This is a genomic window from Virgibacillus halotolerans, assembly GCF_016908515.1.
Taxonomy (GTDB): Bacteria; Bacillota; Bacilli; order Bacillales; family Amphibacillaceae; genus Virgibacillus_M; species Virgibacillus_M halotolerans.
Window position 1 is genome coordinate 66,548 of sequence record NZ_JAFBEA010000009.1, and the last position, 16,456, is coordinate 83,003.

The 16,456-nt window shown below is 42.2% G+C and carries 12 protein-coding genes; all 12 read left to right on the forward strand.

The annotated features are described in order from the left end of the window. Positions 1–294 precede the first annotated feature (294 nt). The 12 genes from JOC34_RS17475 to fsa all read left to right on the forward strand — a co-directional run bounded on the left by JOC34_RS17475 (position 295) and on the right by fsa (position 16,439). Positions 295–2,397 (forward strand): heterodisulfide reductase-related iron-sulfur binding cluster, encoded by a 2,103-nt coding sequence (locus JOC34_RS17475; RefSeq protein WP_205138073.1) that lies wholly within the window; start codon positions 295–297, stop codon positions 2,395–2,397. 948 nt (positions 2,398–3,345) lie between these two features. Next, a complete protein-coding gene (locus tag JOC34_RS17480; protein WP_205138074.1) occupies positions 3,346–4,533 on the forward strand; it encodes an acetyl-CoA C-acetyltransferase in 1,188 nt (395 codons plus the stop codon). A gap of 38 nt (positions 4,534–4,571) precedes the next feature. After that, positions 4,572–5,423: a 3-hydroxybutyryl-CoA dehydrogenase gene (locus JOC34_RS17485; RefSeq protein ID WP_205138075.1), complete on the forward strand. Its 852-nt coding sequence runs from the start codon at positions 4,572–4,574 to the stop codon at positions 5,421–5,423. A 35-nt stretch (positions 5,424–5,458) separates the two neighbouring features. Continuing rightward, a complete protein-coding gene (locus JOC34_RS17490; RefSeq protein ID WP_205138076.1) occupies positions 5,459–6,592 on the forward strand; it encodes an acyl-CoA dehydrogenase in 1,134 nt (377 codons plus the stop codon). Positions 6,593–6,610: 18 nt separating this feature from the next. Beyond that, the gene (locus JOC34_RS17495; RefSeq protein WP_205138149.1) at positions 6,611–7,750 is read left to right on the forward strand and encodes an acyl-CoA dehydrogenase; all 1,140 of its coding nucleotides are present in this window, start codon (positions 6,611–6,613) and stop codon (positions 7,748–7,750) included. Between the two features lie 89 nt (positions 7,751–7,839). Continuing rightward, positions 7,840–8,481, forward strand: a complete 642-nt coding sequence (locus JOC34_RS17500; RefSeq protein WP_205138077.1) for a TetR/AcrR family transcriptional regulator — start codon at positions 7,840–7,842, stop codon at positions 8,479–8,481. 36 nt (positions 8,482–8,517) lie between these two features. Next, positions 8,518–11,760 carry a fused isobutyryl-CoA mutase/GTPase IcmF gene (gene icmF / locus JOC34_RS17505; RefSeq protein WP_205138078.1) on the forward strand — a complete coding sequence of 1,081 codons (3,243 nt, stop codon included), beginning with the start codon at positions 8,518–8,520 and terminating at the stop codon, positions 11,758–11,760. A gap of 170 nt (positions 11,761–11,930) precedes the next feature. After that, the gene (gene rpoE, locus JOC34_RS17510) at positions 11,931–12,248 is read left to right on the forward strand and encodes a DNA-directed RNA polymerase subunit delta (protein ID WP_205138079.1); all 318 of its coding nucleotides are present in this window, start codon (positions 11,931–11,933) and stop codon (positions 12,246–12,248) included. A 190-nt stretch (positions 12,249–12,438) separates the two neighbouring features. Next, entirely contained in the window at positions 12,439–14,043 is a 1,605-nt protein-coding gene (locus JOC34_RS17515; protein ID WP_205138080.1) for a CTP synthase, read from the forward strand. 248 nt (positions 14,044–14,291) lie between these two features. Beyond that, positions 14,292–14,660: a response regulator gene (locus JOC34_RS17520; RefSeq protein ID WP_205138081.1), complete on the forward strand. Its 369-nt coding sequence runs from the start codon at positions 14,292–14,294 to the stop codon at positions 14,658–14,660. A 202-nt stretch (positions 14,661–14,862) separates the two neighbouring features. After that, positions 14,863–15,720: a class II fructose-bisphosphate aldolase gene (locus JOC34_RS17525; protein WP_205138082.1), complete on the forward strand. Its 858-nt coding sequence runs from the start codon at positions 14,863–14,865 to the stop codon at positions 15,718–15,720. Positions 15,721–15,797: 77 nt separating this feature from the next. Then, complete coding sequence (gene fsa, locus JOC34_RS17530; RefSeq protein WP_205138083.1) at positions 15,798–16,439, forward strand: fructose-6-phosphate aldolase; 642 nt, start codon at positions 15,798–15,800, stop codon at positions 16,437–16,439. Positions 16,440–16,456 lie beyond the last annotated feature (17 nt).

Below are 16,456 nucleotides of genomic sequence, written 5' to 3' on the forward strand. Positions count from 1 at the left end.
GCAATAAAAAAATATGGATGGCTTTTATTTTCTGAACAGGTGTAATCTAAGGCATTCCCCAAAAGGTTTGCGAATACCTATTTTTCTAAAAAATGTTCCTGTTAGCATGAATCCATACAGGTTTAGGCTGTAATCCGGGTTGGAAGATGTGATTAAAAGTAAAAATTCACATGAAAACGGTTGACTGAATGATCATTCACATTTAAAGTAGTAGTATAATGATTTACGAAAGTTAAGTTGTTTCGGAAAAATGCAATCGCTATCATTTCGAATATATAAAAGGGGGAGCAGAAAGTGGATACATTTTTGCTGATTAACGCAATAGCGTTCGTAGCCATCGTACTATATGGTCTATATTTATTTGCTAGGGTTGTAGCGACACGGGTGGCTTATATCAGGCTGGGAAAAAAGTCGGAATTTGATGGGGAAATTAAATTACGGCTTAAACGAATAGGGAAAATTGTCTTCGGACAGTCGAAACTTTTGAAAGATAAGAAATCGGGGACCATCCATGTGATGATGTTTTATGGCTTTATTCTTGTGCAATTTGGCGCCATAGACATGTTTATTAAGGGACTTTCACCTGGAAATCATTTACCGTTTGGAGCCCTTTATCCCGGCTTTGTATTTTTCCAGGAACTGGTTACCTTAATGATTCTTGTAGCTGTCGGCTGGGCCTTCTACCGCCGCTATATGGAAAAAATCGTTCGTCTGAAACGTGGCTTTAAGGCGGGATTAGTGCTTATATTTATTGGGACGCTAATGGTTTCCGTACTAGTAGGGAACGGTATGGCACAAATTTGGAACGGTACTAGTGCTGCATGGACGGAGCCGGTTGCGAGTTTAATAGGCATGGGATTCGGTTGGATGTCAGCACCTGCTGCAATGGTTGTATTTTATATAGCCTGGTGGGTACATACGATTACCATTCTCACCTTCTTGGTTTATGTACCGCAATCTAAGCATGCGCATTTAATTGCGGCACCCATTAACGTGTTTTTGAGTAAACGTGTACCAGGCAAGCTTAAAAAAATTGATTTTGATTTGGACGAGGACGCTGAGGAAGCAGAAATTTCATTTGGTGTTGGAAAAGTAGAAGACTTTGAGCAGCATCAAATGATTGATTTTTATGCCTGTGTGGAATGTGGGCGCTGTACAGATGTGTGTCCCGCTTCAGGTACCGGTAAAATGCTGTCACCAATGGATATTATGGTCAAAGTAAGGGACCATTTAACAGAAAAAGGGGCAGCAGTTACAGGGAAATCACCATGGGTTCCATCATTCGCTTTTGCCGGAACAGCGGGGAACCAGGTAAGTGCTGGTGGCGAGGCAGCTGCAACTGTACAAAGTGCAAGTTTGATCGGCGATGTGATTACTGCAGAGGAACTTTCTGGCTGCACAACATGCCGAAATTGTGAGGATGCATGCCCGGTGAATAATGAACATGTTGGTACAATTATTGACCTTCGCCGTTACCTTGTGATGACAGAAGGAAAAATGGACTCAGATATCCAACGCGCTGTTACGAATATCGAACGCCAGGGTAACCCTTGGGGACTATCGAAAAAAGATCGTATCAAATGGCGTGATCAAGATGAATCGATTGATATCCCAACAGTGAAAGAGCTGAAAAAGGAAGATAAGGAATTCGAATATCTGTTCTGGGTGAGTTCAATGGGCTCATTTGACAGCCGCAGCCAAAAAATCGCACTTGCATTCGCTAAATTAATGAATCAAGCAGGTGTTAGCTTTGCGATATTAGGAAATAAAGAAGCAAACTCCGGCGATACAGCACGTCGTATCGGGAATGAATTTTTATTCCAGGAAATTGCAGAAAAAAACATTAAAGAATTCCAGAAAAATAACGTAACAAAAATTGTCACGATCGATCCGCACGCCTATAATATTTTCAAAAATGAGTACCCGGACTTTGGGTTTGAAGCAGAGGTTTATCACCATACTCAATTGCTTTTTGATCTTATAACGGAGGGTAAATTGAAACCTCAAACTGCGATTAATGAACGATTAACCTACCACGATTCCTGTTATTTGGGAAGATACAACGGGGTATATGATCCGCCAAGAGAAATTTTGCAATCTATCCCAGGATTGGAATTAGTAGAAATGAACCGTAATAAGGAAAATGGCATGTGTTGTGGTGCGGGTGGTGGATTAATGTGGACGGAAGAAACAACAGGTAACCGTATTAATGTCGCTCGTACAGAACAGGCAATGGCTGTCGAACCGACGATGATTTCCAGTGCTTGTCCATTCTGCTTAACCATGTTAAGTGACGGAACAAAAGCAAAAGAAGTGGATGAAGATATCAGTACAATGGATGTCGCAGAAATCTTGGCATTATCTGTTTTTACTGAAGAAGAATCTCAATCAGCATAAAAAAAGTGTTCCAGCGGTTTGTGGGGAGCTTTTTGCGATATCTCAGAATACAAGTGGCTCGGGGAACTGAAGACTCCCCCAGAAAAAAGCGGGAAATCATACGGAAAAAGTTTTTCTTATCATCACGCAAATGGAATATACTGCGCTTTCCGCGGGCGAGTGTCGAGTCTCCTCGGACTACCGTCCTGCGGGGTCTTCGACGTACAGGATGTACTAGTACAGACGTTGCGACAGGACGTCGCGAATTTAGTCTGTGTACCACTTAATTACTTCCCGCAGGAGTCTCCGTATATTCGAGATGCTAGATTAAGGTGAAAAGCAATATTTCTAAAAATCTAACACTTTTTCAGTGGCCTCCTTGCTGTCCCACAGGAGTCTCACATATTCCATTTGCTGGGGGTGGATTTTTATTTTCGTCAGTTTGTATTACTGTTTTGGTTCATAGGAGCCAATTTCATAAGCGCTACAGCTTATCCATAGTCCCAAATATAAGATACACCATCATTTAATCATTCATTAATTCAGAGCACTACATCGTTGATTGGAACGGAAGGCGGCGACTCCAGCGGGAACAGCGCGTGTCTGAAGACCCCGCAGAGTGGGTTTCTCGAGGAGGCTGAAGCCGTGCCCGCGGAAAGCGTCCGCCTGCAGTGGAAATCAACGGTTTTAGCACACAGTGTAGAGGAGCGGCGGGCAAACAGATCCAACTATTATAGAAAAGCCCGTTTACTAGAAAATGATTTACTTTTTCGATAAATGAAAAAGGGCACATCGTAAAAAGCTCGTGGAAGTATCTCGTTTACACAAAAGAAGTTTATGATTATAATAGATTTACAGAGGGGTATCACAAGTACTCCTCTTCTTACCGACGCAAGTTGAGCGAGCGTTCAATCAAGACTAAAGTAAGCGCTAACAAAAAGTGTGTGAATATAGAAAGGAAGATGATCAATGAGAAAGAGCGTTATTGTTTCAGGTGCGAGGACACCCTTTGGGAAGTTTGGAGGAGCGTTGAAGCCATTTACTGCTTCCCAGCTAGGCGGCACCGCGATTCAGGAAGCATTAAGTCGTGCTGGGATGGAAGGTCCAGAGATTGATGAGGTAATCATGGGTACCGTATTACAAGGCGGTCAAGGTCAAATCCCGTCACGACAGGCTGCCCGTCATGCCGGCATTCCATGGGATGTTAAAACAGAAACCATTAATAAAGTATGTGCATCCGGATTACGCAGTGTCACACTGGCAGACCAGCTGATTCGGCTTGGGGATGAAGAAGTGATCGTTGCTGGTGGTATGGAAAGTATGAGCAATGCCCCTTATTTTCTGCCTGACGCGCGCTGGGGTAATCGGATGGGCGATAAATCCGTCAAAGATATGATGGTGCATGACGGGTTAACCTGCTCATTTGAAGGTGTCCATATGGGGAGTTATGGAAATAACACAGCGGAAAAGTACGGGCTGACAAGAGAAGCACAGGATGAATGGTCATACCGCAGTCACCAACGGGCTGTCCAGGCCATTGAAGATGGAAAATTTGCCGAGGAAATTGTCGCGCTCGAAGTTCCCCAACGTAAGGGTGAACCAATCGTCGTTGATACGGATGAGGCGCCGAGAAAAGATACGAGTGTGCAAACATTGGCGAAACTAAGACCGGCATTTGGTGCGGATGGCACGATTACCGCTGGAAATGCGCCCGGAGTCAATGATGGTGCCTGTGCCTTTGTCGTGATGAGTGATGAAAAGGCTAAAGGCTTAGGTAAAACAGCAATTGCAACTGTACATGGTCATGCGGAAGTTGCTGTGGAAGCGGAGAACTTTCCAGAAACCCCTGGACTGGTCATTAATAAATTGCTTGAGAAAACAGGGTATACGAAGGATGAGATTGATTTATTTGAAATTAATGAAGCCTTTGCAGTTGTCTCGCTTGCAAGTGGGAAAATTGCCGGAATCGATACGGACAAAGTAAATGTAAATGGTGGAGCAGTTGCGCTTGGTCATCCTATTGGTGCTAGTGGTGCACGGATTATTTTAACATTAATTCATGAATTAAAACGTCGTGGCGGCGGTCTGGGTATCGCGGCAATTTGCAGTGGTGGCGGGCAAGGGGACGCAGTGCTAATTGAAGTACCAAAGAATTAAACGAGCGCATATGGAATGAACAAAGGGGGAACTTTCAAGTGGAAATAAAGAAGATCATGGTCATTGGCGCTGGGCAAATGGGCGCCGGGATCGCGCAAGTCTGTGCACAGGCCGGGTATGATGTCCTGTTAAACGATATGAATGAAAAAGCGCTGGATCAGGGAATGAAAAATATTGAGAAGCACTTAACACGAGCAGTCGATAAACAACGAATTTCCGATCAAGATAAAGCAGAGACATTAGCTAGATTAACGGCCTCATCACAGCTTGAAGATGCAGAAGGAAGAGACTTTGTGATCGAAGCAGTAGTGGAAAATATGGATGTGAAGGCAAAGCTATTTCGTGACCTGGATACCATTGCGCCAAAGCATGCTATTTTGGCATCTAACACATCATCCCTTCCGATTACCGAAATCGCAGCGGTGACTGAGCGTCCGGACCAAGTGATTGGGATGCATTTTATGAATCCAGTACCGGTTATGAAGCTGGTGGAAATCATCCGGGGACTACAAACAAGTGATGAAACGTATCAGCAAGTTGAGGCGCTCACAAACGAATTGAAAAAGGCGCCAGTCGAAGTTGCGGACTTCCCGGGATTTGCTGCCAACCGAATTTTAATGCCAATGATCAATGAAGCGATCTATACCGTTTACGAAGGTGTGGCATCACCAGAAGATATCGACACGGTGATGAAACTAGGAATGAATCATCCGATGGGGCCGCTGACACTAGCTGACTTTATTGGCCTGGATACTTGTTTATACATTATGGAAGTGCTTTACGAAGGATTCAGTGACAGCAAATACCGTCCATGTCCATTACTACGCAAATATGTAAAGGCAGGCTGGTTAGGCAAAAAATCTGGCAGAGGCTTTTACCAGTACACGTAATTTACATCACGAGGAATGATACAGGGGGAACAAGGATGGACATACAATTTAGTGAGGAACAGGAAATGCTGCGTAAAATGGTCAGGGAGTTTGCGCAAAAGGAAATCGTCAAGGACATCGACCGGATGGAACAGGAAGACCGTTTTCCGAAAGAAATCATTCGAAAAATGGGTGAACTGGGATTAATGGGCATTCCGATCCCTGAAGTCTACGGTGGAAGCGGCATGGATTTTACGTCTTATATCAGTACGATCCACGAGTTGTCTAAGGTGAGTGCTACTATTGGCGTTATTTTATCTGTCCATACATCTGTTGGAACCAATCCGATTTTATATTTTGGTAATGAAGCACAAAAGAAACATTATTTACCTAAGCTTGCAGGTGGTGAATATTTAGGTGCCTTTGCAGTTACGGAGCCTGGCGCAGGGTCTGATGTGGGAAGCATGAAAACAACAGCGAAAAGAGATGGCGATCATTATGTTTTAAATGGTTCAAAGGTGTTTATCACCAATGGTGGTGAAGCCGATACCTATGTTACGTTTGCGCGTACTGGAGAGGGGAAGCGTGCTATTAGTGCTTTCATTGTGGAAAAGGATTCTCCAGGACTGATTATCGGGAAAAGGGAGAAGAAAATGGGCCTTCATGGTTCCAGTACGGTGCAGTTAACATTTGATCAATGTAAAATTCCAAAAGAACAGCTGCTTGGGGAAGAGGGGAACGGTTTTAAAACGGCCATGGCTAACCTTAATGTCGGACGAATCGGCATCGCCGCCCAAGCGCTGGGTATTGCAGAAGCGGCGCTGGAATATGCCACGTTCTATGCGAAGGAACGTGAACAATTTGGTAAATCGATCGCACATAATCAGGGTATCGCTTTTAAATTAGCAGATATGGCAACAGCGGTTGAATCTGCAAAACTATTAACCTATCATGCGGCATCGCTTGTCCAGCGTAATGTTCCTTGTGGAAAAGAAGCATCCATGGCAAAAATGTTCGCCTCCAAAACTGCGGTAAATGCAGCAATCGAAGCGGTCCAGATTTACGGCGGCTATGGCTATACTGAAGATTATCCGGTTGAACGCTTGTTCCGTGATGCCAAGGTCACTGAAATTTATGAGGGAACGAATGAAATACAACATATTGTAATCGCAAATAACTTACTTAAATAGCAAAAGGAGTTAATGATAATGGACTTTCAATTAACAGACGAACAGGAAATGCTACGCAAAATGGTTCGTGATTTTGCCAAAAAAGATGTTGAACCTACTGCAGCTGAACGGGATGAAGAAGAACGCTTTGACCGTGATATTTTCGACAAAATGGGTGAACTGGGTTTAACTGGAATCCCTTGGCCGGAGAAATACGGTGGTATTGGTGCGGATTACGTAAGCTATTGTATTGCGGTAGAAGAGCTCTCCCGCGTATGTGCCTCAACCGGAGTCACGTTATCGGCGCATCTTTCGCTGGCGAGCTGGCCGATTTACACATATGGCAATGAAGTACAAAAACAAACATTTTTAACCCGATTGGCGACAGGCGAAGCGTTAGGTGCCTATGCACTGTCAGAGCCTGGTGCGGGAAGTGACGTTGCATCGATGAAGACAACTGCTAAAGCAGACAGTGATCATTATGTGTTGAATGGTAACAAGGTCTGGATTACGAATGGTGGTGTCGCAGATATTTATATCGTGTTTGCCAAGACAGATGTAGATGCGAAGCATAAAGGAATCAGTGCTTTCATCGTAGAAAAAGGTACAGCAGGATTCACATTCGGCAAAAAGGAAAAAAAACTGGGCATCCGCTCATCGCCAACAACTGAATTGATTTTTGAAAACTGTCGTATTCCAAAAGCAAACATGCTGGGGGCCGAAGGGGATGGCTTTAAAATTGCCATGTTCACACTTGATGGTGGTCGTAATGGCATTGCTGCGCAAGCATTAGGGATTGCCCAAGGTGCACTGGATGCTGCGGCAGGCTATGCCAAGGAACGTGAACAATTCGGAAAGCCGATTGCGCACAACCAAGGCATTTCATTCAAACTGGCAGATATGGCCACCGATGTCGAAGCAGCTCGCCTACTAACCTATCAGGCGGCATGGCTAGAATCAAAAGGCCTGCCATATGAAAAGCAATCTGCCATGTCTAAACTTTTCGCCGGTGATGCCGCCATGCGAACCACAGTAGAAGCCGTGCAAGTATTTGGCGGCTACGGTTACACGAAAGACTACCCAGTAGAACGCTACATGCGCGATGCCAAAATTACGCAAATTTACGAGGGAACCAATGAGATTCAGCGACTGGTTATCGGAAGAATGCTAACCCAGTAAAAATAGCTGAAGTTGAGCGTGGTAGGTGTAAAGTTGATCGCAACACAACTAACCATCACCGATAGTGAAAAAGAAAGGAGGCAGATACAATGAGCCAAGACCAGATCCTATCCTCCATCAAAGACCAGGAACTGGTAGAAAAACGGCGGAATCAAATGATCCAGGGCGCGATCATCCTATTCAAGGAAAAGGGATTTCATCGTACAACGACGAGAGAAATCGCAAAAGAAGCAGGATTCAGCATTGGTACGCTCTATGAATATATTCGGACGAAAGAAGATGTGCTATTTCTTGTTTGCGATTCCATTTATGAACAAGTTCGCGAACGCTTAGAATTAGCAATAGACATGGAAAAGCCATCGATAGAAAATCTGGTTACCGTCATTAAGTCATATTTTTACCTGATGAACGATATGCAGGAAGAAATACTGATCATGTACCAGGAAGTTAAATCATTGAAAAAAGATTCAAAGGAATATGTACTGCAAAAGGAACGGGATATGGTTGGTATGCTTGAACGAGTCATTGTGGCATGCCTTCCGAACAATCTGGATGTATCCAAACAAGATGCTGTCCTTTTGGCGAATAATATTTTTATCCAAGGTCAAATGTGGGGCTTTAGAAGATGGGTACTGCAAAAGCAATTTACATTAGATGGCTATATAGATCGACAAATTCACTTTTTATTACAAATGATAGCTGCGGAAACCGAAGCAGATAAAGCGGAATAAATATTATCAGTTTCATACGAAAAGGAGGATTTCTTCATGGCGGAAGTAGAGATTTACAAACCGGAACATCCTGTACGATTTGTAACCGCTTCAAGTTTATTTGATGGGCATGATGTATCCGTTAATATTATGCGGCGGATTATGCAGGCAAGCGGAGCAGAAGTCATTCACCTTGGGCATAATCGGTCTGTTGAGGATGTCGTGCATGCCGCGATCCAGGAGGACGTTCAAGCGATTGCGATTTCATCCTATCAGGGCGGCCATATGGAGTATTTTAAATATATGCATGATTTATTGAAGGAATTAAATGCTGATCATATAAAGATATATGGCGGTGGCGGCGGTACGATTATCCCGCGCGAGGTCAAAGAATTGCATGATTACGGCGTGTCCTGGATATTCACCCCGGAGGATGGCCGGGGACTGGGGCTGCAGGGAATGATCAATCGGATGCTGGAAGAGAGCGATTTTATCCCGCCAATTGAGCTGGAAAAGGATCTGAAGCAATTGGCAAAAGGAAACCGGCAAGCAATGGCGCGTTTTATCAGCTATATGGAAAATGATGCAGCGGATCCGGATGAGAAGAAAAAGATACCCAGCGCCTTACGTAAAAAGGGAGATAACAAAATCCCTGTCCTCGGCATGACTGGAACAGGTGGCGCAGGTAAAAGTTCGCTGACCGATGAATTAATCCGCCGTTTTATCCACGAAATCCCCAACAAAAAAATTGCTATCATTTCGATTGACCCAACGAAGCGGAAAACAGGCGGGGCATTGCTTGGAGACCGGATTCGGATGAACGCTATTTTTACGGACCGCGTTTATATGCGTTCTTTGGCAACACGAGATTCCCGCAGTGAACTAACGGCCGCGATTGAGGAAGTAATCGACGTCGTCCGTGCATCGGGTTACGATTTCATTATTATTGAAACAAGTGGTATTGGGCAAGGGGATGCCGCAATCACAGATATTACCGATCTATCAATGTACGTGATGACGGCCGAATTCGGGGCACCAACACAGCTGGAAAAAATAGATATGATTGACTATGCTGATTTCATCGTCATCAATAAATTTGAACAAAAGGGTTCAGAAGATGCTTTGAATCAGGTGCGCAAGCAATATGAGCGCAGTCATATGCTATTTCATCAGGAAAAGGATAATTTCCCTGTCTTCGGGACCATCGCAAGTCAGTTTAATGATGCAGGTACGAATGCGTTATTTGCATCGATTATTGATACATTAAATGAAAAATACGGGTGGGATAGCCAGATTGATTTTGCCCGAAATACGATTGCGCAGAAACAAAATAGGATTATTACCAATGAACGCCGCCATTATTTACGTGAGATTGCCAACCATGTGCGTAACTATCATCAAGCCATTGAAAAGCAAAGCCAAACTGCAAGGAAACTGTATCAGCTTGAAGGGACAAAAGAAATCCTGGAAGATACAGATGTTGTAAAAAAACTGGATCAAAAAATTAATCAGTACCAGGATGAACTCGATCCGAAAGCAAAGCAACTGCTTGATGCCTGGGATGAAACAAGGGATAACTATAGCCAGGACACAATGACCTTCTCTGTTCGCGATAAGGAAATTAATATGGATATTTCCACACAATCTTTATCAGGCACCAGGATTCCGAAAGTAGCCTTTCCTAAATACCAGGATTGGGGAGAACGATTAACGTGGCTTTTAAAAGAAAATGTACCTGGTGCATTTCCATTTACTGCCGGGGTATTTCCTTTTAAACGAAAAGGCGAGGATCCGACACGTCAATTTGCAGGCGAAGGAACTCCAGAGCGAACCAATCGGCGCTTTCACTACTTATCGAAAGACGATGATGCGAAACGACTTTCCACTGCATTTGACTCGGTGACATTGTACGGGGAAGACCCTGCCGAACGGCCAGATATTTACGGAAAGGTTGGGGAAAGTGGTGTAAACATTTGTACACTGGAAGATATGAAAAAGTTGTATGCGGGTTTTGATTTAACCAATCCATTAACATCGGTATCGATGACAATCAATGGACCGGCACCGATTATTCTCGCCATGTTTTTTAATACCGCTATTGACCAGCAAATCACGAAATTTAAAGAAGAAAATAATCGTGAACCAAGTCCGACAGAACACGATCAAATAAAACAGGAAACAATCGCAGTTGTTCGTGGTACTGTTCAGGCAGATATTTTAAAAGAGGATCAGGGGCAAAACACTTGTATTTTCTCGACCGAATTTGCATTACGAATGATGGGGGATATTCAACAGTATTTTATCGATAATAAAGTGCGAAATTATTATTCGGTTTCCATTTCCGGTTATCATATTGCAGAGTCTGGCGCGAACCCGATCACACAGCTTGCCTTCACATTGGCCAATGGCTTCACCTATGTTGAATATTATTTAAGTCGGGGAATGGATATTAATCAATTTGCGCGCAATTTGTCTTTCTTTTTCTCGAATGGATTAGACCCTGAATATACGGTAATTGGTCGCGTTGCACGCAGAATCTGGGCGATTACGATGCGGGATAAGTACGGTGCAAATGAGCGCAGCCAAAAATTGAAATACCATGTACAGACGTCAGGACGTTCTCTGCACGCACAGGAAATTAATTTTAATGACATTCGTACGACATTACAAGCGCTACTGGCGATTCAGGATAACACCAACTCATTGCACACGAACGCCTATGATGAAGCCATTACGACGCCAACAGAAGAATCTGTCAGACGGGCCATGGCCATTCAAATGATCATTAACAAGGAATTCGGTCTAACCAAAAATGAAAATTCCTTGCAAGGATCTTTCATTGTGGATGAATTAACGGATTTGGTGGAAGAAGCAGTACTCGCGGAGTTTGAAAATATGAATGATCGCGGCGGTGTGTTGGGGGCAATGGAACGACAATATCAACGTGGTAAAATTCAAGAGGAGTCCCTTTATTATGAAGGGAAGAAACATTCCGGTGACTTACCGATCGTTGGTGTGAATACGTATCTCAATCCTAATCCACCAACTGAAGAACAGGTCGATTCCATGGAGTTGGCACGCGCCACAACCGAGGAAAAGGAACATCAAATTACAGAACTAAGGAGATTTCAAGATGCCAATCGTACACATGTGGAAACAGCATTGGCACAACTGAAAAAAGTAGCAGCATCTGGTGGAAACATTTTCGAAGAACTAATGGAAACGGTAAAAGTGGCTAGCCTTGGTCAAATTACAAACGCACTCTACGAAGTAGGTGGGCAATACAGAAGAAATATGTAAAAAACAGCATAAATAAAAGAAAAGTTGAGGAGACATAAGTGTTTGCTCAACTTTTTATTGTTTATTTCTGGCATATTCACCTTTCAATTGTGTATAATGTAAGTTATGATTAATTTTACTTATAAACATAAACAAGTGATTAAACTTTAAAATAAAGGGAGTGCATAACTGTGAGTTTAAAAAAGGTTAGTGCAGAAGAAGCAAAAGTGACACCGATGATTGATTTGGCACATATTTACTTAATAGATAAGAAAAAACCAGTTAAATTTTCAGATGTCTATGATAAAATTGCAGTACTCAAAGCATATACAGATGAAGAAAAAGCAGCGTATATCTCACAATTTTATACGGATTTAAGTGTCGATGGGCGTTTCCTGGCGATGGGACAAAACAAGTGGGCATTGAGACGCTGGTATCCGGTTGACGAAGCGGATGAAGAAGTAACCGTCACACCGAAGAAAAAGAAAAAGGCAGCAGCAAAAAAATAATCAAATAGGCTAATGAAAAAAGTTTAATAGGGTGCTTGACTTTTTTTAGCCATATGAGTACAATTTTTATTGGGCTCTTTAAATTCAATTACCAAAGCGTTTCCCCAGAAAGTGGGGAGGCGCTTTTATTATTTACACGGGTAGGAAAGAATAAATCTTAAAGCATATAGCGAAGGAAGAGGGATAAACAGTGACTAAATATATTTTTGTAACTGGTGGTGTTGTTTCATCTTTAGGAAAGGGAATAACAGCCGCCTCACTGGGACGTTTGTTGAAAAATCGTGGGTTAAAAGTTACCATTCAGAAATTTGATCCCTATATTAATGTGGACCCGGGAACGATGAGTCCTTACCAGCATGGAGAAGTGTTCGTGACAGAAGACGGCGCAGAAACGGACCTGGATTTAGGACATTATGAACGTTTTATTGATAATAATTTAAATAAATACAGCAATATTACAACTGGAAAGGTATATTCCAGTGTAATAAAAAAAGAACGTCGTGGCGCTTATGAAGGCAGAACGGTTCAAGTTATCCCTCATATCACAAATGAAATCAAGGAACAGGTTTTCCGTGCTGGCGAAGCGACCAAAGCGGATGTGGTGATTACAGAAATTGGTGGCACTGTTGGTGACATTGAATCGTTACCATTCCTTGAAGCCATTCGCCAAATTAAAAATGTTGTTGGCAGAGATAGTGTAATGTATCTGCATTGTACCCTTGTACCGTACATGAAAGCAGCTGGAGAAATGAAAACCAAACCAACCCAGCATAGTGTGAAAGAGCTGCGATCGTTGGGAATTCAGCCAGATGTGATTGTACTAAGAACAGAATTACCGATTAGTAAAGCAATGAAGGAAAAAATTGCCTTGTTCTGTGATATCAATGAAAAAGCAGTTATTGAAATGCGCGATGCAGATACACTTTATCATGTGCCGATTGCTTTACAAGAACAAAACTTAGATCAAATCACTTGTGACCATTTTAACTTGGATTGTAAACCGGCAGATATGGAAAAATGGAAAGACCTGGTTTCCAAAGTGAGAAACCTTTCTGGGAAAATTGATATTGGTCTCGTTGGGAAATATGTTGAGCTACCGGATGCTTATATTTCCGTTGTGGAATCCTTAAAACATGCAGGCTTTACCTATGATACGGATGTTACCATTCATTGGATTAATTCCGAATTGCTGGATAAGGCAACGATTCAGGAAGAACTCTCCCACGTGGATGGAATCATTGTACCAGGTGGATTCGGTAACCGGGGAATTGACGGGAAAATTGAAGCCATCCGTTTTGCCCGAGAAAACAAGATTCCTTTCTTTGGAATTTGTCTTGGCATGCAGCTGGCAACAGTGGAATTTGCTCGGAATGTGCTCGGATTGGAAGATGTTCATACAGCAGAGATTAATCCGAATACAGCAAACCCAATTATTGATTTAATGCTAGAACAAAAGGATGTTACAGATTTAGGTGGTACGTTAAGACTTGGAAAATATCCTTGTGAATTAAAAGACGGAACAAAAACGAAAGCAGCTTATAAAGGTGCTGCTGTAATTGAGGAACGTCATCGTCACCGTTATGAATTTAATAACGACTATCGTGAACAGATGGAAGCAAAAGGGTTTGTTATTTCAGGTACAAGTCCAAATGGAAAACTTGTGGAAACAATCGAGTTGGAAGATCACCCATGGTTTGTAGCCTGTCAGTATCACCCGGAATTTAAATCACGTCCATTAAGACCGCATGCATTGTTTGAAGGCTTTATCGGTGCTGCTGTTGCACATCAAAAATAAAATATGATTTAAAAAGAGCCCCGAATAGACGACTAATCCTATTCGGGGCTCTTTTATGACGCAAAGGACGTGCAAATGCAGTCGTTGTCACAATCGTTATGAATGAGGTCCCTTTCGTTACTTTCGTCTCGTGAATATAAAAAATATTGGGATAGACTGGTAAAACTTGCAGGAAAAAGCGGATGCCGTATAGAAATAAATATATAGCGAAAGAGATTACGGAAAAGAGAAAAGAGGGGGAAAATATAATGGTAAAGGAGATATTGATCGTTGACGACCAACTAGGCATACGTACATTGCTATCTGATATTTTAACAAATGAAGGGTATGGGGTATCGACAGCCGGGACGGGGAAAGAGGCATTGGATAAAGCATTAGCAAATTACTATGATTTAATTATTTTGGATTATAAGCTTCCATTTTTTAACGGTGTAGAGGTTTTACAACAATTACAGCAGAATCAAATAGAAATTCCGGCAATATTGATCAGTGGCTTAATTAATGATGAAGTAAAAAAAACAAGTGCTGGCTTGATCCAAAAGGTGATGGCAAAGCCTTTCAATGTTAAGGATATACAGCAATCTGTAAAATTAATTTTAGCAGATAGGGAAGTATAAAAGCTTTCCTCCTGCATAAGTGTAGGCTATGATATTCGCCATTAAATGCTTGGTGGATGCCAAGTTTTCTATGGCTGTGCTAAGGGAAAACGAATAATCATTATTTTTAAATGTTGCGCCAGCAAGCTCTAGTTGGTATCCTTATATAGGAACTAAAATTAATTAGGATAGATGAAGAACTCATCTAAGAGGGGGATATCACATGGCATTAGAATCGATGAAGGACATGCTTGAAAAAGGTAAAGCAAATGGATATGCTGTTGGACAATTTAATATCAACAATATGGAGTATATCCAGGCTATTCTCCAAGCAGCAGAAGAAGAGAAGTCACCAGTGATTTTAGGTGTATCTGAAGGCGCTGCGAGATACATGGATGGATTTAAAGTAGTTGTTAAACTGGTTGAATCATTTATGGAGGCATATGGTACAACAGTGCCGGTTGCGATTCATTTGGATCATGGGTCAAGCTTTGAAAAATGTGCAGAAGCGATTCATGCTGGATTTACATCTGTGATGATCGACGCCTCTACTAAGCCACTAGAAGAAAATATTGCAACAACGGAAAAAGTTGTTGAATTGGCACATCTCCATGGGGTTTCTGTTGAAGCAGAACTAGGAACAGTTGGTGGACAAGAAGATGATGTCATTGCAGATGGCGTTATTTATGCGGATCCCGCAGAATGTAAAAAACTTGTCACAGCAACAGGCATTGACTGTTTAGCTCCAGCACTTGGCTCTGTTCATGGTCCATATAAAGGTGAACCGAACCTAGGCTTTGCTGAAATGGAAGAAATCTCTAAAACAATCGACCTTCCTTTAGTACTTCATGGTGGAACTGGAATTCCAACTAAAGATATCCAACGCTCAATTTCATTAGGTACTGCAAAAATTAATGTGAATACAGAAAACCAAATGGAACAGGCAAAAGTGATTCGTCAAGTACTAGCGGATCAACCTGAACAATATGATCCAAGGAAATATATGGGACCAGGTCGTGACGCGATTAAAGAAACCGTTATCGGTAAAATGCGCGAATTTGGTTCATCTCAAAAAGCATAAGTAAATGAAGGGTGCACTTACACTGGTATGGAGGGTTAACTTTTTATATTAGTGTAAAAAAAGGAGGGGGAAATAAGATGAAATTTTTTATTGATACAGCAAATATTGATGATATTCGTTCTGCTAATGAATTGGGGATATTAGCAGGTGTAACAACAAACCCGAGTTTGGTTGCCAAAGAAGGAGTATCATTTCACGAACGTCTAAGAGAAATAACGGCAGAGGTTTCCGGATCTGTTAGTGCTGAGGTTATTGCAGAAGATGCAGCAGGTATGATCAAAGAAGGAAAAGAATTAGCTGAAATTGCTCCAAATATTACTGTGAAAGTTCCAATGACATTGGAAGGGTTAAAAGCAGTAAAAGCACTGAGTGACGCTGATATCAAAACAAATGTCACATTGATTTTCAATGCGAACCAGGCACTTCTTGCAGCACGTGCCGGCGCATCCTATGTCTCACCTTTCTTGGGGCGTCTAGATGATATCGGACAGGATGGGATGGATCTGATTGCAACTATTTCAGATATTTTCTCCATTCATGGTATCGAGTCAGAAATTATTGCGGCATCCATCAGACATCCGCTGCATGTGACTGATGCTGCATTAAATGGCGCTCATATAGCAACCATTCCATTTAAAATATTGGAACAGATTGTAAAGCATCCATTAACAGACCAAGGGATTGAAAAATTCCTTGCCGATTGGAATGCTGCAAATTAATTGCATGAATTTGGAAA

Excerpts from the sequence above, each read along its gene's own strand:
- JOC34_RS17525 (WP_205138082.1), top strand. The coding sequence starts at position 14,863 with ATGGCATTAGAATCGATGAAGGACATGCTTGAAAAAGGTAAAGCAAAT.
- JOC34_RS17500 (WP_205138077.1), top strand. The coding sequence starts at position 7,840 with ATGAGCCAAGACCAGATCCTATCCTCCATCAAAGACCAGGAACTGGTA.
- fsa (WP_205138083.1), top strand. The coding sequence starts at position 15,798 with ATGAAATTTTTTATTGATACAGCAAATATTGATGATATTCGTTCTGCT.
- JOC34_RS17490 (WP_205138076.1), top strand. The coding sequence starts at position 5,459 with ATGGACATACAATTTAGTGAGGAACAGGAAATGCTGCGTAAAATGGTC.
- icmF (WP_205138078.1), top strand. The coding sequence starts at position 8,518 with ATGGCGGAAGTAGAGATTTACAAACCGGAACATCCTGTACGATTTGTA.
- JOC34_RS17480 (WP_205138074.1), top strand. The coding sequence starts at position 3,346 with ATGAGAAAGAGCGTTATTGTTTCAGGTGCGAGGACACCCTTTGGGAAG.
- JOC34_RS17495 (WP_205138149.1), top strand. The coding sequence starts at position 6,611 with ATGGACTTTCAATTAACAGACGAACAGGAAATGCTACGCAAAATGGTT.
- JOC34_RS17520 (WP_205138081.1), top strand. The coding sequence starts at position 14,292 with ATGGTAAAGGAGATATTGATCGTTGACGACCAACTAGGCATACGTACA.